Origin of the sequence: Micromonospora sp. NPDC049836 (assembly GCF_044465125.1) — a bacterium.
Taxonomy (GTDB): Bacteria; Actinomycetota; Actinomycetes; order Mycobacteriales; family Micromonosporaceae; genus Micromonospora.
In genome coordinates, this window is the sequence record NZ_JBITLH010000012.1 from 30,804 (window position 1) to 55,698 (window position 24,895).

At 73.8% G+C, this 24,895-nt stretch carries 23 protein-coding genes; 16 read left to right on the forward strand and 7 right to left on the reverse strand.

Going from position 1 to position 24,895, the window contains the following annotated elements; all coding sequences use genetic code 11:
- Positions 1-215 precede the first annotated feature (215 nt).
- Positions 216-2,639 carry a PucR family transcriptional regulator ligand-binding domain-containing protein gene (locus tag ACIBPB_RS26775; RefSeq protein WP_396842204.1) on the forward strand — a complete coding sequence of 808 codons (2,424 nt, stop codon included), beginning with the start codon at positions 216-218 and terminating at the stop codon, positions 2,637-2,639.
- Between the two features lie 68 nt (positions 2,640-2,707).
- Here ACIBPB_RS26775 and ACIBPB_RS26780 read toward each other — a convergent pair whose 3' ends face one another.
- Positions 2,708-4,057 carry a hypothetical protein gene (locus ACIBPB_RS26780; protein ID WP_357319325.1) on the reverse strand — a complete coding sequence of 450 codons (1,350 nt, stop codon included), beginning with the start codon at positions 4,055-4,057 and terminating at the stop codon, positions 2,708-2,710.
- A gap of 89 nt (positions 4,058-4,146) precedes the next feature.
- Between ACIBPB_RS26780 and murD the strand changes: the two genes are divergently transcribed.
- On the forward strand, positions 4,147-5,493 hold the full coding sequence (murD, locus tag ACIBPB_RS26785) for a UDP-N-acetylmuramoyl-L-alanine--D-glutamate ligase (protein WP_396842205.1): 1,347 nt from the start codon (positions 4,147-4,149) through the stop codon (positions 5,491-5,493).
- A gap of 65 nt (positions 5,494-5,558) precedes the next feature.
- Here murD and ACIBPB_RS26790 read toward each other — a convergent pair whose 3' ends face one another.
- The 3 genes from ACIBPB_RS26790 to ACIBPB_RS26800 form a co-directional block, all read right to left on the reverse strand.
- Positions 5,559-6,116, reverse strand: coding sequence for a DUF6114 domain-containing protein (locus ACIBPB_RS26790; RefSeq protein WP_396842206.1), 558 nt, complete (start codon positions 6,114-6,116; stop codon positions 5,559-5,561).
- Between the two features lies 1 nt (position 6,117).
- On the reverse strand, positions 6,118-6,747 hold the full coding sequence (locus tag ACIBPB_RS26795; protein WP_357319334.1) for a DUF6230 family protein: 630 nt from the start codon (positions 6,745-6,747) through the stop codon (positions 6,118-6,120).
- A 214-nt stretch (positions 6,748-6,961) separates the two neighbouring features.
- Complete coding sequence (locus tag ACIBPB_RS26800) at positions 6,962-7,726, reverse strand: TetR/AcrR family transcriptional regulator (protein WP_396842207.1); 765 nt, start codon at positions 7,724-7,726, stop codon at positions 6,962-6,964.
- A gap of 412 nt (positions 7,727-8,138) precedes the next feature.
- On the opposite strand from ACIBPB_RS26800, the gene ACIBPB_RS26805 reads away from it, so the two are divergent.
- Positions 8,139-8,801 carry a Tat pathway signal sequence domain protein gene (locus ACIBPB_RS26805; protein ID WP_396842208.1) on the forward strand — a complete coding sequence of 221 codons (663 nt, stop codon included), beginning with the start codon at positions 8,139-8,141 and terminating at the stop codon, positions 8,799-8,801.
- 168 nt (positions 8,802-8,969) lie between these two features.
- On the opposite strand, the gene ACIBPB_RS26810 is transcribed toward ACIBPB_RS26805, so the two are convergent.
- Entirely contained in the window at positions 8,970-9,941 is a 972-nt protein-coding gene (locus tag ACIBPB_RS26810; protein ID WP_396842209.1) for a hypothetical protein, read from the reverse strand.
- Between the two features lie 88 nt (positions 9,942-10,029).
- On the opposite strand from ACIBPB_RS26810, the gene ACIBPB_RS26815 reads away from it, so the two are divergent.
- From ACIBPB_RS26815 to ACIBPB_RS26830, 4 genes are all read left to right on the forward strand, one after another.
- A complete protein-coding gene (locus ACIBPB_RS26815; RefSeq protein WP_396842210.1) occupies positions 10,030-10,902 on the forward strand; it encodes a hypothetical protein in 873 nt (290 codons plus the stop codon).
- A 12-nt stretch (positions 10,903-10,914) separates the two neighbouring features.
- The gene (locus ACIBPB_RS26820) at positions 10,915-11,895 is read left to right on the forward strand and encodes a hypothetical protein (protein WP_396842211.1); all 981 of its coding nucleotides are present in this window, start codon (positions 10,915-10,917) and stop codon (positions 11,893-11,895) included.
- A gap of 263 nt (positions 11,896-12,158) precedes the next feature.
- Positions 12,159-13,466, forward strand: a complete 1,308-nt coding sequence (locus ACIBPB_RS26825) for an aspartate aminotransferase family protein (protein WP_396842212.1) — start codon at positions 12,159-12,161, stop codon at positions 13,464-13,466.
- A 58-nt stretch (positions 13,467-13,524) separates the two neighbouring features.
- The gene (locus ACIBPB_RS26830; RefSeq protein WP_396842213.1) at positions 13,525-15,015 is read left to right on the forward strand and encodes a CoA-acylating methylmalonate-semialdehyde dehydrogenase; all 1,491 of its coding nucleotides are present in this window, start codon (positions 13,525-13,527) and stop codon (positions 15,013-15,015) included.
- On the opposite strand, the gene ACIBPB_RS26835 is transcribed toward ACIBPB_RS26830, so the two are convergent.
- A complete protein-coding gene (locus ACIBPB_RS26835) occupies positions 14,987-16,480 on the reverse strand; it encodes an acyltransferase family protein (protein WP_396842214.1) in 1,494 nt (497 codons plus the stop codon). The genes ACIBPB_RS26830 and ACIBPB_RS26835 overlap by 29 nt on opposite strands.
- Before the next feature lie 205 nt (positions 16,481-16,685).
- On the opposite strand from ACIBPB_RS26835, the gene ngcE reads away from it, so the two are divergent.
- From ngcE to ACIBPB_RS26870, 7 genes are all read left to right on the forward strand, one after another.
- Complete coding sequence (gene ngcE / locus ACIBPB_RS26840; RefSeq protein WP_396842215.1) at positions 16,686-18,104, forward strand: N-acetylglucosamine/diacetylchitobiose ABC transporter substrate-binding protein; 1,419 nt, start codon at positions 16,686-16,688, stop codon at positions 18,102-18,104.
- 68 nt (positions 18,105-18,172) lie between these two features.
- Positions 18,173-19,081 (forward strand): carbohydrate ABC transporter permease, encoded by a 909-nt coding sequence (locus ACIBPB_RS26845; RefSeq protein WP_396842216.1) that lies wholly within the window; start codon positions 18,173-18,175, stop codon positions 19,079-19,081.
- A gap of 5 nt (positions 19,082-19,086) precedes the next feature.
- Positions 19,087-19,986: a carbohydrate ABC transporter permease gene (locus tag ACIBPB_RS26850; RefSeq protein ID WP_396842341.1), complete on the forward strand. Its 900-nt coding sequence runs from the start codon at positions 19,087-19,089 to the stop codon at positions 19,984-19,986.
- An 86-nt stretch (positions 19,987-20,072) separates the two neighbouring features.
- A complete protein-coding gene (locus ACIBPB_RS26855) occupies positions 20,073-20,729 on the forward strand; it encodes a hypothetical protein (protein ID WP_396842217.1) in 657 nt (218 codons plus the stop codon).
- 90 nt (positions 20,730-20,819) lie between these two features.
- Positions 20,820-21,194, forward strand: coding sequence for a glyoxalase superfamily protein (locus ACIBPB_RS26860; RefSeq protein WP_396842218.1), 375 nt, complete (start codon positions 20,820-20,822; stop codon positions 21,192-21,194).
- A gap of 1 nt (position 21,195) precedes the next feature.
- Positions 21,196-21,510, forward strand: coding sequence for a metalloregulator ArsR/SmtB family transcription factor (locus ACIBPB_RS26865; protein ID WP_357319376.1), 315 nt, complete (start codon positions 21,196-21,198; stop codon positions 21,508-21,510).
- Positions 21,503-21,934 carry an SRPBCC domain-containing protein gene (locus ACIBPB_RS26870; RefSeq protein WP_396842219.1) on the forward strand — a complete coding sequence of 144 codons (432 nt, stop codon included), beginning with the start codon at positions 21,503-21,505 and terminating at the stop codon, positions 21,932-21,934. Before ACIBPB_RS26865 ends, ACIBPB_RS26870 begins: the two co-directional genes overlap by 8 nt.
- A gap of 65 nt (positions 21,935-21,999) precedes the next feature.
- On the opposite strand, the gene ACIBPB_RS26875 is transcribed toward ACIBPB_RS26870, so the two are convergent.
- Positions 22,000-22,986, reverse strand: coding sequence for an N-acetylglucosamine kinase (locus tag ACIBPB_RS26875; RefSeq protein WP_396842220.1), 987 nt, complete (start codon positions 22,984-22,986; stop codon positions 22,000-22,002).
- A 197-nt stretch (positions 22,987-23,183) separates the two neighbouring features.
- Between ACIBPB_RS26875 and ACIBPB_RS26880 the strand changes: the two genes are divergently transcribed.
- Positions 23,184-24,149, forward strand: a complete 966-nt coding sequence (locus ACIBPB_RS26880) for a MurR/RpiR family transcriptional regulator (RefSeq protein WP_396842221.1) — start codon at positions 23,184-23,186, stop codon at positions 24,147-24,149.
- On the forward strand, positions 24,146-24,895 hold the full coding sequence (locus tag ACIBPB_RS26885) for a sugar isomerase domain-containing protein (RefSeq protein WP_396842222.1): 750 nt from the start codon (positions 24,146-24,148) through the stop codon (positions 24,893-24,895). The genes ACIBPB_RS26880 and ACIBPB_RS26885 overlap by 4 nt, the downstream gene beginning before the upstream one ends.

Consider the following 24,895-nt stretch of genomic DNA (forward strand, 5'->3'; position numbering starts at 1 on the left):
TCGGTGCCTTGCGGGCCGTGGAAGGGCCGCTTTGCCGCAACCCGCGTGCTCGCGTGCTCGCGTGCTCGCGTGCTCGCGTGAGTCTGTGCGGTCGCCTCGACGTCGGCCCGGAGCCGCTACCGGGTCCGCGCCGAGCGGCGCCCCGCACCGACGGATGCCCCGGCCGGTCCGACGGTCCTTCGAGTTCGGCGGTGACGCAGGGTAGCGTGTCGCCCGTGTTCCCTACCGTCCGTGAGGTGCTCGCCCTGGTGCCGGTGCGCCACGGGGCGCCGCGCCTGGTCGCCGGGGACGCGGGGCTGGACCAGCCGGTGCGCTGGGTGCACGTGGCCGAGGTGCCGGACATCGCCACCCTGCTCGGCGGCGGGGAGTTGGTGCTGACCACCGGTATCGGGCTGCCCGCCGACGACGCCGGTCTGCGGGCGTTCATCGGCGACCTGGCCGACGTCGGGGTCTCCGGCCTCGTGGTGGAGCTGGGCCGCCGGTACGTCAGCGGGGTACCCCGGGTGATGGCCGCCGCCGCCGAGCGGCGCGGGCTGCCGCTGGTCGAGCTGCGCCGGGCCACCCCGTTCGTCCGGATCACCGAGGCGGTCCACGCGCTGATCGTGGACGCCCAGCTCACCGAGTTGCGCGCCACCGAGGAGATCCACCAGCGGTTCACCGAGCTGTCCGTGGAGGGCGCCGAACCGGCCGAGGTGGTCCGGCAGGCCGCCGAGCTGGCCGGCTGCCCGGTGGTGCTGGAGAACCTGTCCCGGCAGGTGCTCGCGTACGACCCGGCGGGGGAGAGCGCCGAACTGCTGCTGGACGGCTGGGAGCAGCACTCCCGGCGGATCCGGCCGGCCGGGCGCACCGCGTACGACCCGGACAGCGGGTGGCTGGTGACCACGGTCGGCGCCCGGGGCCAGGACTGGGGGCGGCTGCTGCTGCGCTGGCCGGCCGGCGGTGAGCTGACCACCAGCACAGTCGCCCGCGTCCCGGCCGAGGAGGAGCGCCCGGAACCGGCGCCCCGGCGTCCCGCCGCCACCGGGCCCGACGGGTCGCCCGACGGAAGGCCCGACCGGGCCCAACCCGTCCACCCGGCCGGACCCGCCCACCCGAGCGGAGCGGCGCAACCGGCCGGATCCGCCCACGCGGCCGGACTCGTGCAGTCGGCGGGACCCGCCCACCTGGCCGGAAGCACGCACTCCGCGGAATCCGGCCGCTCGGTCGGGTCCGCCCACCCGGACGCGGGACCTGCGGACCCGGCCGAGCCCGCCGATGCGGTCCTGGTCCGGACCGCCGCCGAGCCACCGACCCGGCTGACCATCCTCGTCGAGCGGGCCGCCTCGACGCTGGCGCTGGGCCGGCTGATCCGGCGCGACGCCGAAGGGCTGGAACGGCAGATTCACCGCACCCTGCTCACCGCGCTGCTCGACCACTCCCGTCCGGTGGACGAGGTCGCGCTGCGGGCCAAGGCCCTCGGCGTCACGCTCGATCGGCGGCATCTGGTCGGCGTGGTGGTCCGGCACCGCGCCGACGACCCGGACGCCGGCGGGCCGGCCGCGGACCCCGCCGTGGAGTCCGGCCCGGCCCGGCTGCGCGACCTGTCGGAGGCCGTCGGTCAGGCGCTGCGCGAGGCCCGGCTGACCGGCCTGACCAGCGCGGTAGACGACCAGGCGGTGGGCGTGCTGCTCGCGCTGCCCGACCCGGCCGCCGAGGAGAAGGCGCTCGCCGCCTTCGCCACCGCGCTGCGTCGGGTACGCCTCGACGCCGCCCCGGCCCGCCCGCCGGCCGCCCGGGGGATCCGGCCGGTCGACCGCGCGGTCTCCGGCCCCACCCGGCCCGACGGCCCTCAGACCGGTGCCGTCCGGCGCGACGGTCCCGAGACCCGTGCCGTCCGGCCCGACGGTCCCGAGACCCGTGCCGTCCGGCCCGACGGTCCCCAGACCCGTGCCGTCCGGCCCGACGGTTCTCCGGCCGACGCCGCACGGCTCGAAGGTCCTCCGGCTCGCGCCGGCCAGCCCGACGGTCCTCACGCTGGTGTCGCCCGGTCCGACGGGTCCCACACTCGCGCCGCCCGGCCCGACGGGGCCCGCGCCACCCGGCTGCCGGAGGGGGCCGCCCGGCCGCTGGTGGTGGAGTCGGGGCGGGCCGGGGTGCCGGGGGCGCGGGTCGCCGAGGGCGGATCGCGGGCCCAGCAGCCGGGGCCGGTGGCCGGGGTGATCATCGCGGCCGGCTCGGGGGTGAGCAGCCTGCGCGAGGCCGGACGGTCCCTGGCCGAGGCCCGCCAGATCGCCGAGACCGCCCGCCGGGACCGGCGGGACCTGCCGATCTTCCGGCTGCCGCACGTCGGGCTGGCCGGTCTGCTGCACCTGCTGCGGGACGAGCCGCGCCTGCAGACCTTCGTCGAGCGGGAACTCGGCGCGCTGCTGGCGTACGACGCCCAGCATCCGCGGGAGCAGTTGCTCGGCACCCTGCGGGCGTACCTGGAGCAGGGCCGCAACAAGTCGGCGGCGGCCGCCGCGGCGCACCTGTCCCGGCCGGCGTTCTACGAGCGGCTGGCCCGCCTCGGCCGCATCCTCGACGTCGATCTCGACTCGGTGGAGGCCTGCCTCTCCCTCCACGTCGCCCTACTGGCCCTCGACGCCGTCCGCGCCCCCTGACCCCGACCCCACGCCGGACGCCGGACGCCGAGACGCCGGGTGCAGGACTCCGGGCGCGGGCCGCGCGGTCAGGTCAGGGCGGTCAGTGCCTTGGCGTAGGGGGCGGGGACGTGGTTCGGGCCAGCGGGGGTGAAGACGTCAGACGTGGCCGCGGCGTCCCAGGCGCTGGCCGGGAGGGCGTCGACCAGGGCGCGGACCACCGGAGCGTCCCGCCACTGCTCCTGCTGGGCGAGCAGGCTCAGCGCCACCACGGACTCCTCGACCTCGCCGACGCACTCGAACGGCTTGTGCCCGTCCACGCCGAGCAGTTCCCGGTACCCGGGGATCTGGGTGGGGTCGGCGAGCAGGTCGCCGCCGAAGATCCGGGTGACCCGCTCCCGGGTCATGAACGGCGCCATGGCCAGGAAGACGAACCGGCACTTCGGGCAGTCCCGGCACCACCGCTCACTCGGGTCGCGCAGCTTGAACGCGGCGTTGCAGCTGGTCACCACGGCGTCGTACCGGTCGATCTCGGCGAAGAGGCGGGCGATGTGCAGCTCGGAGAGCGACCGCAGCAGGGAGAAGTACGGCTCGGTCAGCCCGGCGTGCTCGGCCAGCGCGGCGCGCAGCAGCCCTTCCGCCTCGACCCCCTTGGACCACTGATGGTTGATCTCGTGACCGTTCCAGATCAGGTTCGGGTCCGACGCGGAGCGCTCGTTGGACATCACCACCGGCCCGAGGCCGTGCAGCACCGCGGTGGCGACCGCGATCAGCGAGTTGATCGCGGTGACCGGGATGTGCCCGTTGCGCGCGCCGGCCGCGTTGAGGTCGAACAGCACCGGGTCGATCCGCCGCCGGGCCGCCAGCGGCACCAGGTCGGAGGCCTCGTTGACCGAGACGATGACATGGTTCGGGTTGACCGAGAACGGCACCGGGTCGAACCCGGCGCGGCGCAGCGCCTCCAGGGTGACGATGGAGTCCTTGCCGCCGCCCACCGCCGACAGCGGGCGCCGGTCGGAGTTGTCCAGCGGCGCGGCGGCCGGCACCGAGCCGGTCGGCACCTCCGGGCGCAGCTCCAGCACGTGCGGGAGCTGGTTGCGGTACGCGTACTCGGCGAGTCCCTTGGTGTAGACGGCGGTGACCAGCTCGACGGCGGCCGCGCCGAGCGGCGCCGGCAGTACCAGCCGGGGCGGCGCGGCGGCCTTGTAGTAGCTGACGCCGGCGACCACGTGCAGCAGTTCGAGGACCCGGTTGAGGGTGGCCGCGGTCTCGTCGGTCACCGGCTCGGCCGGCAGCGGGAGGGTGATCGCCTCAGTGAACCGCTGCTCGCCGTCGGGGCCGGTCAGGGCGTAGTCGAACAGCACCTCGCCGGTGCCGAAGTCGATCGAGTAGGACGGGAAGGTGAAGGCGTCCATCCGCCGGAGCTGCTCGTTGCGCACACGCCATACTAGGCCCTGGTTCGTCCGGCCGTGTCCGGCTGCGTCGGACCATGCCCGCCGACCGCCGTCGTGACCCCCGAGGAGTGCCTGTGCGCCTGTCTGATCTGCGCGGACGACATGTCGCCGTCTGGGGCGCCGGCCGGGAGGGCCGGGCCGCGGTGACCGCGATCGCCGCGCACGGCCCGGCCGGCCTGGTGGCCGTCGACGACAGCGCGAACTTCCTCACCCTGCCCTGGGAGGGCCCGCTGGCCGCGGCCGCGCCGCTGGTCACCGGGGAGGAGGGCTTCGCCCGGCTGGCCGCGGCCGACGTGGTGGTCCGTTCGCCGGGCGTGCCGAACACCCATCCGTGGATGGTGGAGCTGCGGCGCCGGTCCGTCGTCGTCACCCAGGGCAGCGCGCTCTGGATGGCCGACCACGCGGACCGGACCGTCGGCGTCACCGGCAGCAAGGGCAAGAGCACCACGTCCAGCCTGATCAGCCACCTGCTGACCGCGATGGACCGGCCGAACGTCTTCGGCGGCAACATCGGGGTGCCGCTGCTCGACCTGCCCGACGCCGAGCTGTACGTGCTGGAGCTCTCCAGCTACCAGTGCGCCGACCTGACCGACTCGCCCCGGGTGGCCGTGGTGACCGCGCTCTTCCCCGAGCACCTGGACGCGCACGGCGGGGAACGGGAGTACTACCGGGACAAGCTGAACCTGCTGGCGCACGGCCCGCACACCGTGGTGGTCAACGGCGCCGACCCGCGCCTGGCGCTGGAGTTGGGGGACCGGGCGGCGGTGCGGGCCGGTTCGCCGGACACCACGCACGTGGCCGTCGGCCCGGACGGCGCACCCTGGTTCCACCTGCGGGACACCCCGCTCTTTCCGCGGGCCGTGCTGCCGCTGGTGGGCCGCCACAACGAGGGCAACCTCTGCGTCGCGCTGGCGGTGCTCGACGCGCTCGGCGTCGACGTGGCCGGCCGCAAGGACAGCCTCGCCGTGGCGGTCGCCGGGTTCCAGGGGCTGGCCCACCGGCTCACCGAGATCGCCGACCCGTCCGGGCTCACCTTCGTCGACGACACCCTGGCCACCAGCCCGTACGCGGCCATGCATGCGATCGACGCGTACGAGGGCAGACCGCTGACCGTGATCGTCGGCGGCACCGACCGGGGGCTGGACTACGCGCCGCTGCGGGAGCACCTGGCGGAGCGGGAGATGACCGTGATCGGCATTCCGGACAGCGGCCCGCGCATCGTCGAGGCGCTGGCCGGCCTGCCGGGGGTGCGCACCGAGATCGCCGACGACCTGGTCGACGCGGTGGCGTTGTCCCGGAAGCTCACCCCGGCCGGAGGCGTGGTGCTGCTCTCCCCGGCCGCGCCGAGCTACGGCCGGTTCCGCAACTTCGAGCACCGGTCGGAGGTCTTCGCCCAGGCGGTGGCGGACACCGCCCGCTGAGCCGGTCGGGCCCGCGGACACCGCCCGCTGAGTCGGGGGCGGCCGCGGGGCCGGCTTCCGCCGGCTCAGCGTGGGTCGCCCGAGGCCGCCTCGGGCGTGCCCGCCCGGGCCCGCGCCGGGTCGAGTTGCGTCGGGAGGACGGGCTCGGTGCCGGGTTCCGGCGCCCGGTGCCGGGGCCCGGTCTCGTCCGACGGGTCCGGCTCGCCCGCCGAGGGCTCCGCCGTCGGGCCCCGGGCCGGGGTCGTCTTGTCCGGTGTCCAGGCGAACGCGAGCGCCCCACCGACCAGGGCGAGGAGCATCCCGACCAGGAAGCCACCCAGGTTGGAGGTGAGCCAGGAGACCAGCCCGAGCAGCAGCGACAGCAGCGCGTAGAAGACCCGCTGCTGCGGGGTGGCGACCAGCAGCACCCCGCAGATCACCAGCACGGCCGGCACCAGGTACGCGGCCAGCCCCTGTGGACCGACGTGCAGCAGCACCCCGAGCGGCGCCCGCAGGGTCACCAGCATCTCGATGCCGCCGAGCGCGATCAGCAGCCCGGCGGTGAACGGCCGGCCCCGCCGCCAGCGGCGCCAGCGTCCACCGTGGTGGACGGCCGGCGCCGGGGCGGTTGGTTCCTCGGTCACCTCAGCACCCGTCGGAGCTGAACGACATGTGCAGGTTCGGCAGGGTGAACACGGCCGCCGTGGTGGCGTAGTTGTTCTGCCGCAGGTTGGTGATGGTCACCGTGTCGGCCTGCTGGGCGAAGACGCCGGGGTTGCCGCGTACGCCGGGCACCTGGTCGACGGTGCTGGCGTCCTGCCCGACGTTGATGTTCCGGAAGGACGCGTTGCCCGCCACCTCGTCGCCGTCGACGACCAGGGTCCGGGCGGTGACCGGCTTGCCGGACCCGCCGGCGGTGATCCTGAGGTTGATCCCGCCGAGGCTGATGCTCTGGCAGAGGTTGGTGAGCTCGGCCTTGTCGATGGCCGAGACGATGACCACCACCTGGCCGCCGGTGTCGCCCTGGTTGGGGCTGTCGGGGATCATCTGATCGAGGGTGGCGAACTGCTCGAAGCCGGTGCCCTCGAGCCGGTCCGCGGTGACGGTGAACGGCATGCCCGAGATGGCGAACTGCGCGCCGAGCACGCCCTGCGCGGTCAGCACGACCATGCCGGCCGCGCCCACCGCGACGGTGCCGAGCGTGACGGCGAACCGGCGCCAGCGCACCCCGCTCTGCGGCGGTCCGGGTTCCAGCGGTGCGTTCTGCTCCGACATGGCGGCTCCTTTTCGAGATCAATTCATCGTCGACGATGCGAGAGGTGTGTCGTCCGATGCCGTGCGAGAGACCTGAATTGGCTGCGCATGGTGCCGCGCCTAGGGCGCAGGCCGAAGTTACCGCTGGGTAAGGGACCGGTCAACAGTCTGTAGCAGACAGTTGGGCGGCATTTGCGAAATGGGGCCAACGGTCAGAAACCGCAGCGGTTTTTCATCAAAGGGGCTCGCCGGGGGCGGCGCACGGGGCGGCGATGCTCGGGCCGTCGCCGGCGCGTACCGGCCGGGTCGCCCGGCTCGCCTCGGCCGAGCCGAGGAAGGGCGCCACGGCCGCGTAGGTGAGCACGGGCAGCAGCAGTGGCAACTCCTCGATCGGGCCCCGCGCCACCCTGCTGCGGATGGTCGCGTGCAGGCCGCCGACCACGGTGGACACCAGCAGGTCCCGGTCGACGTCGGCGCCCGGTCCGGGTCCGGCGTCGGCGAAGAACCGGCGGAAGCTGGCGAGCAGCGCGTCGCGTTCCCGGCGCGCGTCCGGGCCGGCCGCGTCCACCTCGACCAGTGCCATCCGGGCGAAGGCGGGGACGCTCGCGAGCACCTCCAGAAGGGTGCGCAGTGCGGCCCGTGCGGCGTCCGGCCAGTCCGGACCGGCCTCCCGGTAGGCGTGCTCCATGAGCTGCGACACCACCGCGATGCCGTGCCGGTAGGCGGCGAGGAAGGCGTCCTCCTTGCCGGTGAAGAGCGCGTAGAAGGCCGGCCGGGTCACCCCGGCCGCCCGGCAGATGTCGGTCACCCGGGCGTTGTCGTAGCCCCGGGTGGCCACCTCCTGCACCAGCCCGTCGAAGAGCCGGTCGCGCTGGGTGGCCGCCACCACCTCGGCGGAGACGCGGCGGGGCCCGCGCTTGATGGCTCGCTCCGGGTCGCGGCCGGGGCGGGCGCCGGGAAGCGGGACCAGCGCCGGTTGCGGGCGGCGCGAAGTGGACAAGTGATCGACCTCCTTTGATGGATTGACTTTACGACCCTCCGGGGTTTATAAAAACTTCACTCTCGGTTGACGCCCTGTCACGATTGGTGATCACCTCGAACGGTCACCCCGAGTTCGTCGAAGGAGGGCGCTGTGGCAGCCATTATCGCCAACGAAGGGTGCTCTCCCAAGGCCGGAGAGGCGCAGGTGACGCGGCCACGCCGCAGTGCCCCACCCCGGGCGCGCTGACGACGCGGCACCCACCGCCGCCCGACCGGACCGCTCGGCGGGCCGTGCCGGGGCGTCCACCACCATCACCACCGTCCCCGATGGACGGTGCCCACCGTCCGGTCCGTACGGCCGGGCGGCGGCCGCGCCCGCCCCCCATGCGGCGCGCGGTCCGACATCCCCGTCCCACACGGAAGGAACAACCATGCCCAGGTACGGACGAATCGGCGCGAGCCTCGCCGCCGCGGCGCTGCTGGCCAGCAGCCTGATCGGCGCCGCCCCCGCCACCGCCGCCCCGCTCGCCTCCTCGGTGCTGACCTACGGCAGCATCGGCGGCAGCGCGGTCTCCGTCGGCGACGTCATCCAGGCCAGCCTGGCCAGCGGCACCAGCGCCACCTTCTACTCGTCCACCAGCGGCAGCACCGGCGTGAAGTGTGCCGCGTCCAGCTTCAGCGCCAAGGTGCTGAGCAACCCCACCGCACCCGGCACCGCCACCGAGAGCCTGACCGCGCAGAGCTTCACCAGCTGCACCACCAACGTGTTCGGGACGACCGGCGTGCAGAGCGTCACGGTCAACAACCTGCCGTACGCCACCTCGGTCACCAGCGCCGGCGTCCTCACCATCACCGGCTCGATCCAGAGCACCGTGGTGCTGAACACCCTGCTGGGCCCGACCACCTGCGTCTACAAGGCCGCCAGCCTCACCGGCACCGCAACCAACGGCACCAACTCGATCACCTTCACCAACCAGGTGCTCACCAAGTCCTCCGGACCCGTCACCTGCTTCAGCACCGCGTACTTCTCGGCGCGCTACTCGCCGGTGAAGGACATCACCAAGAGCGGCAGCCCTGCCGTCTACGTGAACTGACCGCAACCGGAGCGGGGCGCGGCGGTTCGCCGCGCCCCGGGCCGGTACCGACCTTGAGCGCAGCGCAGCGCCGCGCCCCGAGCCGGGCCGGTACCGGCCCGGCCCCGAGCTGGGCCGGTACCGGCCCGCAGCGCCGCGTTCCGAGCCGGGCCGGGCCGGGACCGGCTCTCAGGGCAGCGCCGCGTGCAGGGCGCGCAGGGACCGGATGGCTGAGCGGATCTCCTGCAGGTACCGCCCCGGGGTCAGCGTCGGCTCCGGCACCCCGGCCACCGCCGCCAGCGCCGGGTCCACCCCGACGGTGTCGATCCCGCAGCCGTACGGCACGGCGAGGGTGCGCAGCGCGTCGCAGTGCTGGAACGGCACGTAGATCGGCGCGGTGACCATCAGCACCGCGTCGCCCGCGCACAGCCGCACGTGTTCGGCCCAGAACCGCTGGGTGTCGGCGGTGTGCGCCCGGCGCCGGTCCGGCTCGGTCGACGGAGCGGCCAGGACCCGGACCGGGGGCAGACCGGCGGGCCGGTAGGTGCGCGACGACCAGGACCGGTGCGGGTGGTCGGCGTCCTCGCCGATCTCCTCGCTCGGCGCCGACACCCCGAAAGCGGCCCGCACCCCGGCGTCGAGCACGTCCACCTCGGTGGCGCAGCCGGTCACCCCGGCCTCGGCCAGGATCCGCGACTCGGCCGGGGAGAGCGCCCGGAAGCTGCCCAGCACGGCCACCTCGCCGGCCACGCCGACGACCGCCCGGGCCAGGTGCGCGGCGTACGCGGTGCGGCGCAGGCAGGCGTGCGCCAGCCCGCCGAGCACCAGCAGGTGGGCGTACCCGGGCAGGGCCGGCCGGTCGGCCCGGACCAGCCCCAGCGCCCGCGCCGCATCCAGCACCAGCCCGACGGTGGCCGGGTCGAAGGCCGGCTCGCGGGCGTCCGGACGTTCCCGGCCCTGCCGGAAGTCCCAGTGCCGGGCGGAGAAGTCGTCGAGCCCGGCCAGCACCGCACCGACGTCCCCGGCCGGCCACTCGCCGCCGAAGTGCCCGACCAGGGCCCGCAGCGGCGGGGACTCCACCCAGGCCCGCACGCCCGCCGCGAGTCGCCCGGCGCTCGTACCCGCCGCGCCCGCCGGCAGCGCCACCTCCGTCGTCCGCACCCGGCGGATGCTACCGCCGGACGGCGCGGCGGATCCGGACGTTGTGGATCGTGGCTACCCTGGGGCCCTACGGGATCGGAGGCGTCCGATGGCGGGTGACCTGGTACGACGACAGGCCCGGGGACGGGCCGGGGCCGCGGACGGCTTCGTCCGGCTGGTCGCGCACACCGACCCGGTCGCCCTGATCGGCATCACGCTCTCGATCTTCCTGTCGGTGACCCTGGACCTGACCAACGCGGCCACCGGGGTCGAGTCGCTGCTGGCCGGGCTGATGGGCATCACCATCTCGCTGCTGGTCGACTCGCTGGCCCGGGCCGAGCGCCGGTTCCACCTGCGGACCCTGCTGGACGGGCCGCCCTGGCTGGTCCGCACCACCCCGCTGGTGGCCGGCGCGGTCCGCGACGCGGCCGAGCAGCACGCCGGCACCCGGGTCGCCGCCGAGGCGCGCCGCCGTTACGAGGAGTTCCGCCTGACGGCCGAGCAGCTCGCCGCCGGCCGGATCATCCGGCCCGGTGACGACGGCGAGGACCTGGTGGGCGCCACCCGCGACTGCACCGGGCAACTGGTCGCGCTGACCAACGTGATGCCCCGGGTCAGCGGGGAGCTGAGCTGGTGGCGGGGGGAGGTGGGCCGGCGCTACTGGGAGGCCAACGTCGCCGCCCTCGCCCGGGGCGTCCGGATCACCCGGATCTTCATCTACGCCACGCTCAGCGAGGAACTGCGCGAGCTGGTGGAGACGCAGCGCCGGGCCGGCGTCCGGGTCGGGCTGCTGCCGCACGGCGCGGTCAGCCCCCAACTGCACGTCAACCTGGTGGTCTGGGACTCGTCGAGCTGCTGGGAGGCGAGGATGACCGCGCACGGCGAGATCAGCGAGCACCAGTTCTCGGTGAACCGGTCCGATGTCGAGCGGCTCGACCGGGTCTTCCGGCTCTGCGCCGACGTCGCCCGCTTCACCGACTGAACGGAAACCGCCATGACCTGGGGTGCCGTGCTGCTGGTGACCGCTGTGGTCTGGGCGGTCAGCATGCTCCGTTCGGTCCGGCTCCGCGCCCTCGTCTACAGCCTGCCGCTGCCGATGACCCTGGCCCTGGTCGCCACCGGACACCGGGTCGACGGGGCGCAACTGCTCGGGGTGGTCGGGCTCAATCTCTTCTTCGCGCTCGTCGCGCTGACCTACCGCCGGCTGCGCTGGCCGATCCTCCTCGCCGACCTGGCCGGGATCGCCGGTTACCTGGCGCTGAGCGCCGGGGTGCTGGCGGTGCCGCTGCCGTTCGAGGCCGCCCTGGCCGGCACCGTCGCGCTCTGGACGCTGGCCATGGTGCTGCTGCGCCGCCGCGCCCGCGCCCGAGGGCCGGCCGGGCGGCAGGAAGTGCGCGAGCCGGCGCGGGAGCCGGCCGGGCGGGAGGCCGTGCGCGAGCCGGCGCGGGAGCCGGCTGAGCGGAAGGCGGAGCAGGTGCCGGCCGGGCGGGAGCCGGCCGGCCGCGGGCGGGACGGGCTCGCCGCCCCCGCCAAGCTCGTGGTGATCTTCGCGGGCGCGTTGCTCACCGGGCTCCTCGGTGAGCTGCTGCGCGGCATGGTGGTCACCTTCCCGTACTCCGGGGTGCTGGTCGCCGTGGAGGCGCGCCGCGAACTCGCCGACTTCACCCGGCACTTCGCCCGCAACAGCCTCGGCCTGGTCGGCTTCCTGACCGGCTACCACTACCTGCAGGACACCTCGCCGGCGCTGGCGCTGGCCGGCGGCTGGGCCGCCTTCGCGCTGCTCGCCGCGGCCCTGCACCTGCCGCGCCGCCGCCCGGCCCGGTCGGCCGGTGCCGGGCCGCCCGTGCCGCCGCCCACCCGCGCGGCCCGGCCGGCCGCCGTCGGGCTGCCCGTGCCGCCGCCCACCCGCCCCGACGGTGGTCAGGGGCCCGCCCCGCGCCCGCGCACCGGCCCGGAACGCCCCGCGGCCACCTGACCGCTCGCCCGCCGGCGGCCGGCGGTGGCCGTTCCCCACGGACGGCCGCGGTCAGCGTCCGCCGGGGGTGCTGCGGATCGAGTGGTTGAATGCCCGTACGCCCGGCGGAAAGGTGGGTGCGGGGCGGGTTCGACGCCGGAAACCGCACCGGCTGGTTGACGCGGTGTCAGGCGCGGGCGGTCGCTGCGCTACACAGTGACAGTTGTCCCTGTGCCCGGCCGGTGAGAGCGTGCGAGGACCAACCGCCGCTGAAGGGTGCGCCGATGACCGCCGACGACCTGCTCGCCCGCCACCGGGCCGTGCTCCCCTCCTGGATGCCGCTCTACTACGCCGAACCGCTCGAGCTGGTCGCCGGCTCCGGCCGCCGGGTCACCGACGCGCAGGGCCGCAGCTACCTGGACTTCTTCGGCGGCGTGCTGACCAACATGATCGGCTACGACATCCCGGAGATCCGCGAGGCGGTCGAGCGGCAGCTGCGTACCGGCATCGTGCACAGCTCGACGCTCTACCTGATCCGCCAGCAGGTCGAGCTGGCCGAGAAGGTGGCCCGGCTCTCCGGCATCCCCGACGCTCGGGTCTTCTTCACCAACTCCGGCACCGAGGCCAACGAGGCCGCGCTGCTGATGGCCACCAACCACCGCCGTTCGCACCAGATCCTCGCCGTGCGCAACAGCTACCACGGCCGGTCGTACGCCGCGATGGGGGTGACCGGCAACCGGGGCTGGTCGGCCAGCGCCCTCAACCCGCTCCAGGTGGCCTGGCTGCACTCCGGCGAGCGGCTGCGCGGGCTGCTGGCCCGCCTCGACGAGGCCGACCGGATCGACGCGGCCGTGGAGGACCTGCACGAGGTCCTGGCCACCCAGACCGCCGGCGACGTGGCCTGCCTGATCGCCGAGCCGATCCAGGGCGTCGGTGGCTTCGTGCACGGCCCGGACGGGCTCTTCGCCGCCTGGAAGAAGGTCCTCGACGAGCACGGCATCCTGCTCATCTCCGACGAGGTGCAGACCGGCTGGGGCCGCACCGGCGAGCACTTCTGGGGCTACCAGGCGCACGGCGTCACCCCCGACCTGCTCACCTTCGCCAAGGGCATCGGCAACGGCTTCGCCCTGGCCGGCGTGGTGGGCCGGGCCGAGGTGCTGGAGGCGGTGCCGGCGATCAGCTTCTCCACCTTCGGCGGCAACCCGGTCTCCACCGCCGCCGGCAACGCCGTCCTCGACTACCTGCTCGACCACGACCTGCAGGCCAACGCCGCCCGGGTCGGCGCGATCCTCGGCGACGGCCTGCGCGCCGCCACGGCCGACCTCGACCGCGTCGCCGAGGTACGCGGCAAGGGGCTGATGCTCGGCGTCGAGTTCGTCCGCCCCGGCACCACCGAACCGGACCCGGCGCTCACCACCCGGGTGTTCGAGGCGTGCCGGGCCGGCGGCCTGCTGGTCGGCAAGGGCGGCCTGCACGGCAACGTGGTGCGGATGGGTCCGCCGCTGACCCTCACCGAGGACGAGGCCCGCGAGGGCCTGGCCATCCTGGTCGACGCGATCCGGTCCTGCGCCGCCGAGGCGGTGGCGCTGTGAGCGCGAGGAGTAAGCCGGTTCTGCGAGCCCCGCAGTCGCGAACGGAAGGTGTGGCACGGTGAACCAGATCGGGCACTTCATCGACGGCAAGCGGGTGGCCGGCGACTCCGCGCGGCGCGGCGACGTCTTCGATCCGGCCACCGGCCGGCGTACCGGTCAGGTGGCGCTGGCCTCGGCCGCGGACGTGGCGGGGGCGGTGGAGGCCGCCGAGCGGGCCGCGCGGGCCTGGCGGGACGCCTCGCTGGCCAAGCGGACGGCGGTCATGTTCGCCTTCCGGGAGCTGGTCAGCGCCCGCCGCGAGCGGCTCGCCGAGGTGATCACCGCCGAGCACGGCAAGGTGCTCGCGGACGCCGCCGGCGAGGTGCAGCGCGGCCTGGAGGTCATCGAGTACGCCTGCGGCATCCCCTCGGCGCTGCGCGGCGGCTACAGCGAGAACGTCTCCACCGAGGTCGACTCGTACAGCCTGCGGCAGCCGCTGGGCGTGATCGCGGTGATCTCGCCGTTCAATTTCCCGGTGATGGTGCCGCTCTGGTTCGTCCCGGTCGCGGTCGCCTGCGGCAACGCCGTGGTGCTCAAGCCCAGCGAGAAGGACCCGAGCGCGGCGCTGCTGCTGGCCGAGTGGTTCGTCGAGGCGGGCCTGCCCGACGGGGTGCTGAACGTGGTCAACGGCGACAAGGAGGCGGTCGACGCGCTGCTCGACCACCCGGGCGTGAAGGCGGTGTCGTTCGTCGGCTCCACCCCGGTCGCCCGGTACGTGCACCAGCGCGGGTCGCTGGCCGGCAAGCGGGTGCAGGCGCTCGGCGGGGCGAAGAACCACATGGTGGTGCTCCCCGACGCGGACCTGGACCTGGCGGCCGACGCGGCGGTCAACGCCGGCTTCGGCTCGGCGGGGGAGCGGTGCATGGCCGTCTCCGCCCTGGTCGCGGTCGAGCCGGTCGCCGACGCCCTGGTCGCGAAGATCGCCGAGCGGATGGCCGGGCTGCGCACCGGCGACGGCCGCCGCGGCTGCGACATGGGCCCGCTGGTCACCGCCGCGCACGCCGGGCGGGTCCGCTCCTACGTGGCGTCCGGGATCGCGGCCGGCGCGATCCCGGTGGTGGACGGCCGGACGGTCACCCCGGACGGGGACGACGGCGGCTTCTGGCTCGGCCCGACCCTGTTCGACCAGGTCACCCCCGAGATGTCGATCTACACGGACGAGATCTTCGGGCCGGTTCTCAGCGTGGTCCGGGTCGGCTCGTACGACGAGGCGGTCGAGCTGGTCAACGCCAACCCGTACGGCAACGGCACGGCAATCTTCACCAACGACGGCGGGGCGGCCCGGCGCTACCAGCACGAGGTGGAGGTCGGCATGGTCGGCATCAACGTGCCCATCCCGGTGCCGATGGCCTACTACTCCTTCGGCGGCTGGAAGTCCTCGCTCTTCGGCGACCTGCACGCGCACGGCGCCGACGGGGTCGCCTTCTTCACCCGGGGCAAGGTGGTCACCAGCCGCTGGCTGGACCCCCGGCACGGCGGGGTCAACCTCGGCTTCCCCACCCAGACCTGAGCAGGCGCAGCACGCCCGCCCCGGCCAGGTACGCGGCCAGCGCCGGGACGGGCAGCCCCAGCGGCTCGGGTGCGGTCTTGCGGGTGAGGCTGTTCAGCAGCAGCCCGGCGACGACGCCCGCGTACCCGGCGACGGCCAGCGCGGTGCGCGACCGCCCGCGCCGGCCGCGCGCCGGCGGCCGGGGCGGGCCGGGTGGACGGCGGGTGCGCGCCTCGATCGGGCCGAAGACGGCGACCAGGGCCGCCAGGACGGTGGCCAGGGCGAGCAGCCACGGGATCCGCCAGCCCCACCAGGCCGCCGAGCCGACCGGCGGCGTGGGCAGCACGCCGAGCGCGTCGAGCAGGCCGACCAACAGCACCGCCGCGGTGAGGTGCCAGAGGAAGACGGTGAGCACCACGGCGTTCACCGCGATCACCGCCTGCCAGGGGCCGGGCCGGCGCAGCCAGCGTCCGGCCGGCGCCCGCAGCAGCAGGATCAGCCCGAGCTGGGCGGTCGCCACGGCGAGCAGCGCCAGACTCGGCGGGGCGGCGTTGTCCAGCCGCGCGCCGGGCACGTTGAGCATCGCCACCGGGTACGGCCCGAGCACCGTGAGGAGCACCAGCGCGGCCAGGCCGCCGGCCAGCAGGGCCACCCCGGCGCGGCGGGACAGCGGTAGCCGCCGCCGGCGCAGCCCACGTCCCTCGCCACCGGGCGGCGCGGCGGTGTCGGCGGGCGGCACGGCCGGGCTACCGGGCGCGGTGTCTGCGGGCCGCGCGGGCGGCGCGGTCTCGCCGGGCGGCGCGGGGGTGGCGTCGCCGGGCGGCACGGCCGGTGTGCGGGTGTCGTACCAGGCGAAGCCAACCTGGTGCACGGCCAGCCAGCCGAACAGGTAGTTGCCGGTGGCCAGTCCCGCCGGCCCGAGCAGCCGGCCCAGGTCGCCGAGGGCGACGAGCCCGACCAGCGCCACCGGCACGGCGAGCCCGAACCGGCGGTGCAGCGCGTACATGGGTGGGGTCAGCGGCACCACGACCAGGTAGGCGACCAGGAACCAGAGGGGGATGGTGGCGAACCAGACCACCGTGCGGACCTGTGCCGGGTCCGCGCCGCGCAGGCTCGCTACCGCGGCGCCGGCCGCCAGCACCACCAGGAGCGCGGTGGTGGGCCGGACCAACCGCGCGCTGCGGTCGACCAGCCAGCCGGTGGTGCTGCCGCCCCGGCGCCGCCGGGCGTTCAGCGAGGCGGCGTTGGCGTACCCGCCGACCAGGAAGAAGACCGGCATCACCTGGGCCACCCAGGTCAGCGGCCAGGCCCAGGGGAGATCGCCCAGCGCGGAGTGGCCGGTCGGGCGGCCGGCGCGGTCGTACCCGATGACGCTGATCCCCCAGTGGCCGAGCACCACCATGGTGATGGCCAGCGCCCGGAGCAGGTCGGCGTAGCGCTCCCGCCCGGCCGGCGTGCGCTCGGCGAGCTGCCGCAGGCGGCGCATGGACCCAGGCTATGCCAGCCTCAGGCGGACGGTGGTGATAACGGTTCGGTCGTGAGGTCTTGTGGTCCGGGCCGCACTGCCGTAGAAATTCTTCAGCAACATCAACTTAAGTGAAGACAAGCAACAGCTGAACCCAGTGCCTCGACGTCGCGGCCGCCGTTCCCCCATCCCGGCCGGTCGCGCCTACCCGAACCGAGGAGATGCCATGAACAGGCGTGAGATCCTCCGGCGGACCGCTGCCGCCGGTCTGCTGGCCACCCCCGCCGCCGGCCTGCTCGCCGGCTGCGCCACCTCCGGCGGCGACGACGACAAGGGCGACGCCGGCACCTACAAGGGCACCAAGAGCGAGCAGAACCCGCTCGGTGTCAAGGAGGACGCCCCACTCGAGGTGGTGATCTTCAACGGCGGCTTCGGCGAGGAGTACGCCAAGGCCCACGAGGCCATGTACAAGGAGAAGTACCCGAAGGCCGAGATCAAGCACTCCGCCACCCAGGAGATCAACAAGACCCTCCAGCCGCGCTTCGTCGACGGCACCCCGCCGGACGTGGTCAACAACTCCGGCGCCGGTCAGATCGACTTCAACGGCCTGGTCAGCCAGAACGCGATCGCCGACCTGGGCGAGCTGCTCGACGCGCCGAGCCTCGACCAGCCCGGCAAGAAGGTGCGGGACACGCTGCTGCCCGGCGCCGTCGAGGTCGGCTCGTACGACGGGAAGTTCCTGGTCCTCAACTACACCTACACCGCGTACGGCATCTGGTACTCCACCAAGCTCTTCGCCGACCGCGGCTGGCAGTACGCGAAGACCTGGGACGAGCACATCGCGCTCTGCAAGCAGATCAAGGCGGCGGGCATCGCCCCCTGGACGTACGCGGGCAAGCACCCCCGCTACATGAGCTGGCCGCTGATCGCCACCGCGATCAAGTTCGGCGGCCCTTCGGTGGCGACCGCGATCGACAACCTCGAGCCGAACGCCTGGAAGTCCGACGCCATGAAGGCGGCGGCCGACGCCTGGTACCAGATCGTCAAGGACAAGTACATCCTGGACGGCTCGCCGGGCCTGGACCACATCCAGTCGCAGACCGCCTGGTGCCAGGGCAAGGCCGCCTTCATCTCCTGCGGCTCCTGGCTGGAGAACGAGCAGGCCAAGGTCACCCCGGCGGGCTTCAACATGACCATCGCGCCGACGCCGAGCCTGGGCGGCGGCGACAAGCTGCCGTTCGAGGCGATCCGGGGCACCGCCGGCGAGCCGTTCATGGTGCCGGCGAAGGGCAAGAACGTCGCCGGTGGCCTGGAGTACTTCCGGGTGATGCTCTCCAAGAAGGGCGCCCAGGACTTCACCAGGAAGGTCTCCAGCCTGACCGTGGTGGCCGGCTCGACCGAGGGCGTGGAGCTGCCGTTCGGCCTGACCAGCGTGGTCAAGGCGCTGGACGCCTCCGGCAGCAACGGCTTCAACTGGGTCTACAACAACTACTACCGCAAGCTCGAGCGCGAGCTGGTCGACGCCGCCTGCGGCGAGTTCTTCAGCGGCCGGAGCAACCCGACCGCGTTCCTCGACGCGTGCCAGAAGGGCGCCGACTCGATCGCCCAGGACAGCTCGATCAAGAAGTACAAGCGGGCCGCGTAACGTCCGGTCGGTGGGGGCGGGCCCGTCCCGCCCCCACCGGTCCGTCGCTGGGGGAGTAGGTCCTTCTCGTGAGACATGGCAAGTACCCGCTGATCATCACCTTCCTGGTGCCACCACTGCTGCTCTACGGCATCTTCGTGCTCTCGCCGTACCTGCAGGCGTTCCAGATCTCCACCACCAACTGGCTCGGCTACTCGGCACACGCCGACCCGGTCGGGATGGCCAACTTCCGGACGCTGTGGCACGACGGTCAGGTGTGGAACGCGATCAAGAACAACGCGATCATGCTGGCCGTGGTGCCGGTGGTGACCATCGCGCTCGGCCTGTTCTTCGCCACCATGCTCAACATGGGCGGCCGCAAGGGGCGGGCCGGCGTCACCGGCGTCCGCGGCACGGCGATCTACCGGATGGTCTACTTCTTCCCGCAGGTGCTCTCGGTGGTGATCATCGCCCTGCTCTGGAAAGAGGTCTACCACCCCAACAACGGCCTGCTCAACGGCGCGCTCCGGGCGCTCGGCCTGCCCGCGCCGACCTGGCTCGGCGACCCCCGCACCGCCTTCTGGTGCGTGCTGGCGGTGATGGTCTGGAGCAACGTCGGGTTCTACGTGGTGCTCTTCGGCGCGGCCATGTCGGCCATCCCGCGCGACATCTACGAGGCGGTCATGCTCGACGGGGCGTCCCGGTGGACCACCCTGCGCCGGGTCACCGTCCCGCTGCTCTGGGACACCGTGCAGGTCGCCTGGATCTATCTGGCCATCGCCGCGCTGGACGGGTTCATCCTGGTCCAGCAGATGACCAACGGTGGCCCCAACTTCTCCTCCGACGTCATCGGGCTGCGCATGTACGAGACCGCGTTCGGCAGCGAGAGCAAGTTCGGCTACGCCTCCGCGATCGGCGTGGTGATGCTGTTCCTGACCCTGTCGGTCGCGGTGCTGGCGCTGCGTACCGGCCGTCGTGATCGGATCGAGTACTCGTGACCACCATGGACCGCCCGGCGACGACCGCGGCCGAGACGCCCGAGCCGTCCCGGGGGGAGGATCGGCGGCCGCGCCGCGAACTGGGCGTGGCGAACGCCTTCTCGCACGGCTTCCTGCTGCTCTGGTCGGCGCTGACCGCGCTCCCGCTGCTCTGGATGTTCCTCAGTTCGTTCAAGAGCGACAGCGAGATCCTGTCCCACCCGTGGGGGCTGCCCGGCGCGCTGCGCTTCGAGAACTGGTCCCGCGCCTGGACCGAGGCGCACATCGGCCGGTACTTCCTGAACAGCGGCGTGGTGGTGGCCGGCTCGCTCACCCTCACCATGCTCCTCGGCGCCACCGCCGCGTACGTCTTCGCCCGGTACGAGTTCCGGGGCCGGCAGGCGGTCTACTACCTGTTCGTCGGCGGGATGATGTTCCCGGTCTTCCTCGCCCTGGTGCCGCTCTTCTTCGTGGTGCGCAACGCCGGGCTGTTCGGCACCTGGACCGGGCTGATGCTGGTGTACGCCGCCTACTCGCTGCCCTTCACGGTGTTCTTCCTGACCGCCTTCTTCCGGACCCTGCCGACCTCGATCGCGGAGGCGGCGCTGATCGACGGCTGCGGTCACTTCCGGCTCTTCTTCCGGGTCATGCTGCCGATGGCGCGACCGGGACTGATCAGTGTCGCGATCTTCAACTTCCTCAGCCACTGGAACCAGTTCATCCTGCCGCAGGTGCTCATGCAGGGCGACGACTCCAAGTGGGTGCTGGCGCAGGGACTCACCGCGCTCGCGGTCAGCCAGGGCTACCAGGGCGACTTCAGCGGCCTGTTCGCCGGCCTCACCATCGCCACCCTGCCGGTGCTCGCGGTGTACGTCGCGTTCCAGCGGCAGATCCAGACCGGACTCACCGCCGGTCAGCTCAAGTGAGGCGGTTGCCACAGGCAACGGGACAGCGCGACCGGTGACGGTTCCCCTATGGTGGGCCGGCATCATCAACGATCGACAGGGATCACATGTTCTTCCTCATCTACGATCTGCTCCTGCTGCTCGGCGGCATCGCGATGGTCGTCGTCGGCCTGCTGGTCAAGGAGCAGTCCAAGCTCTCCCGGGTCATCGACGTCGTCGCCGGCGTGGCCTTCTTCTGCTACGGCTTCTATCTGCTGTTCCTCTTTGACGGCGGCGAGTACCGGGTCTTCATCTACGTCTTCATCCTGCCGGTCCTGCTGATCGTGCAGGCGGTCAAGGCACGCAAGCAGGCCCGGGAGGAGGCGGCCGGGCAGCAGTTCGCCGGGGCGCCCCAGCCCGGGGCGTACGGTCAGCCGAACCCGTACGGGCAGCCGGTCCCCGGTCAGCAGCCGAACCAGGGCTGGTCGGCCGCGCCGGGCCAGCCGGCGCCGTACGGCGCGGCTCCGCAGGGCCAGTACGCCCCGCCCGCCCAGGGTCAGTACGGCGGCCAGGGCCAGCACGGCGGGGGCCACTACGGGCAGCCCGCCCAGGGCCAGCCCGCCCAGGGCCAGTACGGGCAGCCCGCCCAGGGCCAGCCCGCGCAGGGTCAGTACGGGCAGGGTCAGTACGGGCAGCCGGCGCAGGGGCAGTACGCCCCCGGCCCGCAGGGCCAGCCGGGTCAGTACGACCAGCAGCAGGGGTGGCCCGGGCACCCGAACGCCTGACGGTTCCACCGCCGACGGGCCGGTCGACGCGGGTCGGCCGGCCCGTTCGCCGCTTGACCGGTAGGAAATCTCCTACCTATTGTGGTGGGCATGACCGTGACTCACGTGAAGCTCGTCTCCGTACCCGTCAGCGACCAGGACCGGGCCCGCGACTTCTATGTCGACCTGCTCGGCTTAGATCTCATTTTCGACAACCCGATGGGCCCGGGTGGCCGGTGGGTCCAGGTCGCCCCGAAGGGGGCGGACACCGCGTTGACCCTGGTCACCTGGTTCCCGACCATGGCGCCCGGTTCGCTCAAGGGTCTGGTGCTGGAGACCGACGACCTTGACGCCGACGTGGCCGGACTGCGGGAGCGGGGCGTGGTCTTCGCCGACGACGGCATCCAGACGGCCCCGTGGGGCCGGTACGTCACCTTCGACGACCCCGACGGCAACGGCATCGTGCTCCAGTCGACCCGGGTCTGACGTGGCGGACGTCTTCGCGGCGTTGGCCAATCCCACCCGGCGCGAACTGCTCCGGCTGCTCCTGGAACGGGGGGAGCAGCCGGTGCAGCAGCTCGCCGACCACTTCGACATGCGCCGGCCGAGCCTCTCGGAGCACCTGCGGGTGCTCAAGGACGCCGGTCTGGTCACCGAACAGCCGGTCGGCCGGCAGCGGTTCTACGCGCTGCGTCCCGAGCCGCTGCGCGAGGTGGCCGACTGGATCGGCCCGTACGAGCGGTTCTGGCGGGCCCGTCTCGCCGACCTGCGTGACGTGCTGGACGGCCTGCCCGATGACTGAGCGGGCCACCGTGTCGGTGGACCAGTTCCTGGCCCATCCGCCGCGGAAGGTGTGGCGGGCGCTGACCGATTCCGATCTGTTGGCCCGCTGGCTGATGCCGAACGACTTCCGGCCGGTTCCGGGGCACCGCTTCACCTTCCGGACCACCCCGCGACCGAGGCAGGGCTTCGACGGCGTGGTGCACTGCGAGGTGCTGGAACTGGACGAGCCGCGCCGGCTGCGCTGGGCCTGGCGGGGCGGCCGGCTGGACACCGTGGTCAGCTGGTCGCTGGTGCCGGAGGGTCGCGGCACCCGGCTCTTCCTCGAGCATTCCGGCTTCGACCCGGACGACCCGGTGCAGCGGCGCACCTTCACCCTGCTCGACGGCGGCTGGCGCAGCCACGTCTGGCCCCGCCTGGAGCACGTCCTCACCGACCTCGCCTGACTGTGCGGTTGGTCCACGATCGGCGGGCCGGCGAGCGGGTGCGGGCCTCGGGCTACCCGGCGGGGTCAGGTTGCCGGGACCAGCAGCGCGTGCAGCGCCGCCGGGTCGGTGACCTCGGGCAGGTCCCGGGCGGCGAGCCAGGCGGCCGCGGCGGCGCCGTCGCCGGCGGAGTGCAGCGGTGCGTCCGGCCACCGCCGGGCCAGCTCGGCCCGGACCGCGCCGGCGAGCGGGGTGCCGCCGGTGAGCAGGCCGCCGCCGAGCACGACCGGATCGGTAGCGCCGGGCGGGCGGATCCGGGCGGTGCTCTCGGCGAGCAGCGCGGCCGCCTCGGCGACGAGTGCCTGGCCGGTCGGCTCGCCGTCGCGGGCCGCGGTCACCACCAGCGGCGCCAGCCGGGCCAGTTCCACCGGCGGACGCCGGGTCACGGCCTGCACCACCGCGTCGGCGGTCGCCCGGGGCCGGGCGGCCACCTCGGGGGCGCCGGTCAGTTCGGCGAGCACCCGGCGGGCCAGGTCACCGGGGGGCCGGGCCCGGTCCAGGTCGGCCAGCAGCCGGCGGACCGCCTCCCGGCCGAGCCAGAAGCCGGAGCCGGCGTCGCCGAGCAGCCAGCCGTGCCCGTCGGCGACGCGGTCCAGCCGCAGGTCGCGAACCTGGGCGGCGATGGCCCCGGTGCCGGCGATGAGCACCGTGCCGTCCGGCGCGGCGGTGCCCGACGCGTACGCGACGAGGGCGTCGCCGTGCACCGCGTAGGGGCAGCGCAGGCCGGCGTCGGCCCAGGCCCGGTCGAAGGCGGCCCGGCCCTGCGGATCGGCGAGCAGCCGGCCGGCGCCGGCGAGGCCGATGGTGCCGGCGCGGACCCGGGCCGGGTCGACGTCGGCGAGGGCGGCCCGCAGCGCGGACAGCAGTTCGGCGGCGGCCCGTTCGGCGCCGTGGCTGGTCGGGTTGCCGCCGCCGGCCCGGCCGGAGCCGAGGCGTACCCCGTCGAGGCGGACGGCGGCCGCGCGGGTGGACGTACCCCCGACGTCGAGGCCGACCACGACGGTGTCGGACATCCGGGCGCCTCCCTGCGGTCGGGCGTGCTGGCCCTTCATGCTGGTCGGCCGGGCTGCCGGAGGCAAGATCGGCCGGCCCCTGCCAACCTGTGCGCCAGGTAACAGTTTGAAAACTTCGCCCACGGTCTTGACACAGAGGGGCGTTCAGTAAGAACTTTTACCACTAACAGTTAACACTCTTTTCCGAAAGGCGTCCCATGGTTGATCACGAGGTGGACACCCCCGCGGGGACCGCGGTGGTCGACGCCGACGCGGTCGACCGGCGGGGTGCGATGGCGGTGAACTCCTCCGACGGGGTGCTGGCCAGGGTCCGGGCCGGCGCGGGGGAGCTGACCGGCGCGCTGCGCCGGGTCGCCGAGCACGTGCTCAGCGACCCCGAGGCGGCGGCCCGGGCGACCATCGTCGAGTTGGCCGAGCGTAGCGGCACCTCGCCGGCGACCATCACCCGGTTCTGCCGGGCCATGGGCTTCGAGGGCTACGCCGACCTGCGGCTGGGCATCGCGGCCGAGACCGGCCGGGCGCGCTCGGCCGGCTGGACGGTGGACATCGGCCGGGAGATCCAGCCCAGCGACCCGCTGTCCCGGGTGCTCGACCAGATCATGGCCGCCGACACCCGGGCCATGCACGACACCGCCGCGCTGCTCGACCTCGCCGAGGTGGAGAAGGCGGCGGTGGCCATCGCCGGCGCCAGCCGGGTGAACATCTTCGGCGCCAGCGGCAGCGCCCTGGTCGGCGAGGAGATGCAGTTCAGCCTGCACCGCATCGGGGTGGCCGCGTGGGCCTGGAGCGACGTGCACGAAGGGCTGGCCAGCGCCGCGCTGCTCGGCTCCGGGGACGTCGCGCTCGGCATCTCGCACACCGGGCAGACCCGCGAGACGATCGAGATGCTCGCCGAGGCGGGCAGCCGCGGCGCCACCACGATCGCGCTGACCGGCTTCCCCCGCTCGCCGCTGGCCGAACTGGCCGACATCGTCCTGGTCACCGCCAGCCAGGCCACCACCTTCCGGCCCGACGCGCTCTCCGCCCGCCACCCCCAGCTCGTCGTGCTCGACCTGCTCTACATCGCGGTGGCGCAGCGCACCCACGACCGCGCCCACGCGGCCTTCCGGCGTACCGCCCAGGCCGTCGACGGGCACAAGGACGCGAAGGGGGCCACCGCATGATCAGCGCCCGGCGGTACGCGGACGCCGTCCGCCCGATGCTGGACCGGCTCGTCGACACCCAGGCCGACGCGATCGACCGGGCCGCCGGCCTGATCGCCGACGGGCTGCGCGGCGGCGGCGTGCTCCAGGCCTTCGGCGCCGGCCACTCCGAGGCGTTCGCCGCCGAACTGGTCGCCCGGGCCGGGGGCCTGGTGCCCACCAACCGACTCTCCCTGCACGATCTCGTGCTGCACGGCGACGCGCCCCGCGACGTGCTCGCCGACCCCAAGCTGGAACGCGACCCCGAGGTCGCGCACCAGCTCTGGGCCCTCGCGGCGCCGCACCCGCGGGACGTGTTCGTGGTCGCCTCCCAGTCCGGCATCAACGGCTCGGTGGTCGAGCTGGCGACGCTGGTCCGGGAGCACGGTCACCCGCTGATCGCGGTCACCTCGGTCGAGCACACCGCTCGGGTCGCCCCACGGCACCCGTCGGGGCAACGGCTCGCCGACCTCGCCGACGTCGTGCTGGACAACGGCGCGCCGTACGGTGACGCACTGCTGCCGCTCGAGGGCGGCGGCGCGGTCTGTGCGGTCTCGTCGGTCACCGCGGCGCTGCTGGCGCAGCTGCTGACCGCCGAGGTCGTACGACGGTTCCACCTGGCCGGAGAGGTACCCCCTATCTACCTCTCCGCCAACGTCCCCGGTGGGGACGAGCACAACCTCGCCCTCGAGTCGCGGTACGCCGGGCGCCTCCGGCGGACCGCCTGA

Coding starts and splice junctions, on each gene's coding strand:
- ACIBPB_RS26795 (WP_357319334.1), bottom strand. CDS start 6,747: ATGTCGGAGCAGAACGCACCGCTGGAACCCGGACCGCCGCAGAGCGGG.
- ACIBPB_RS26805 (WP_396842208.1), top strand. CDS start 8,139: ATGCCCAGGTACGGACGAATCGGCGCGAGCCTCGCCGCCGCGGCGCTG.
- ACIBPB_RS26815 (WP_396842210.1), top strand. CDS start 10,030: ATGGCGGGTGACCTGGTACGACGACAGGCCCGGGGACGGGCCGGGGCC.
- ACIBPB_RS26820 (WP_396842211.1), top strand. CDS start 10,915: ATGACCTGGGGTGCCGTGCTGCTGGTGACCGCTGTGGTCTGGGCGGTC.
- ACIBPB_RS26825 (WP_396842212.1), top strand. CDS start 12,159: ATGACCGCCGACGACCTGCTCGCCCGCCACCGGGCCGTGCTCCCCTCC.
- ACIBPB_RS26835 (WP_396842214.1), bottom strand. CDS start 16,480: ATGCGCCGCCTGCGGCAGCTCGCCGAGCGCACGCCGGCCGGGCGGGAG.
- ngcE (WP_396842215.1), top strand. CDS start 16,686: ATGAACAGGCGTGAGATCCTCCGGCGGACCGCTGCCGCCGGTCTGCTG.
- ACIBPB_RS26850 (WP_396842341.1), top strand. CDS start 19,087: ATGGACCGCCCGGCGACGACCGCGGCCGAGACGCCCGAGCCGTCCCGG.
- ACIBPB_RS26855 (WP_396842217.1), top strand. CDS start 20,073: ATGTTCTTCCTCATCTACGATCTGCTCCTGCTGCTCGGCGGCATCGCG.
- ACIBPB_RS26860 (WP_396842218.1), top strand. CDS start 20,820: ATGACCGTGACTCACGTGAAGCTCGTCTCCGTACCCGTCAGCGACCAG.
- ACIBPB_RS26870 (WP_396842219.1), top strand. CDS start 21,503: ATGACTGAGCGGGCCACCGTGTCGGTGGACCAGTTCCTGGCCCATCCG.
- ACIBPB_RS26875 (WP_396842220.1), bottom strand. CDS start 22,986: ATGTCCGACACCGTCGTGGTCGGCCTCGACGTCGGGGGTACGTCCACC.
- ACIBPB_RS26880 (WP_396842221.1), top strand. CDS start 23,184: ATGGTTGATCACGAGGTGGACACCCCCGCGGGGACCGCGGTGGTCGAC.
- ACIBPB_RS26885 (WP_396842222.1), top strand. CDS start 24,146: ATGATCAGCGCCCGGCGGTACGCGGACGCCGTCCGCCCGATGCTGGAC.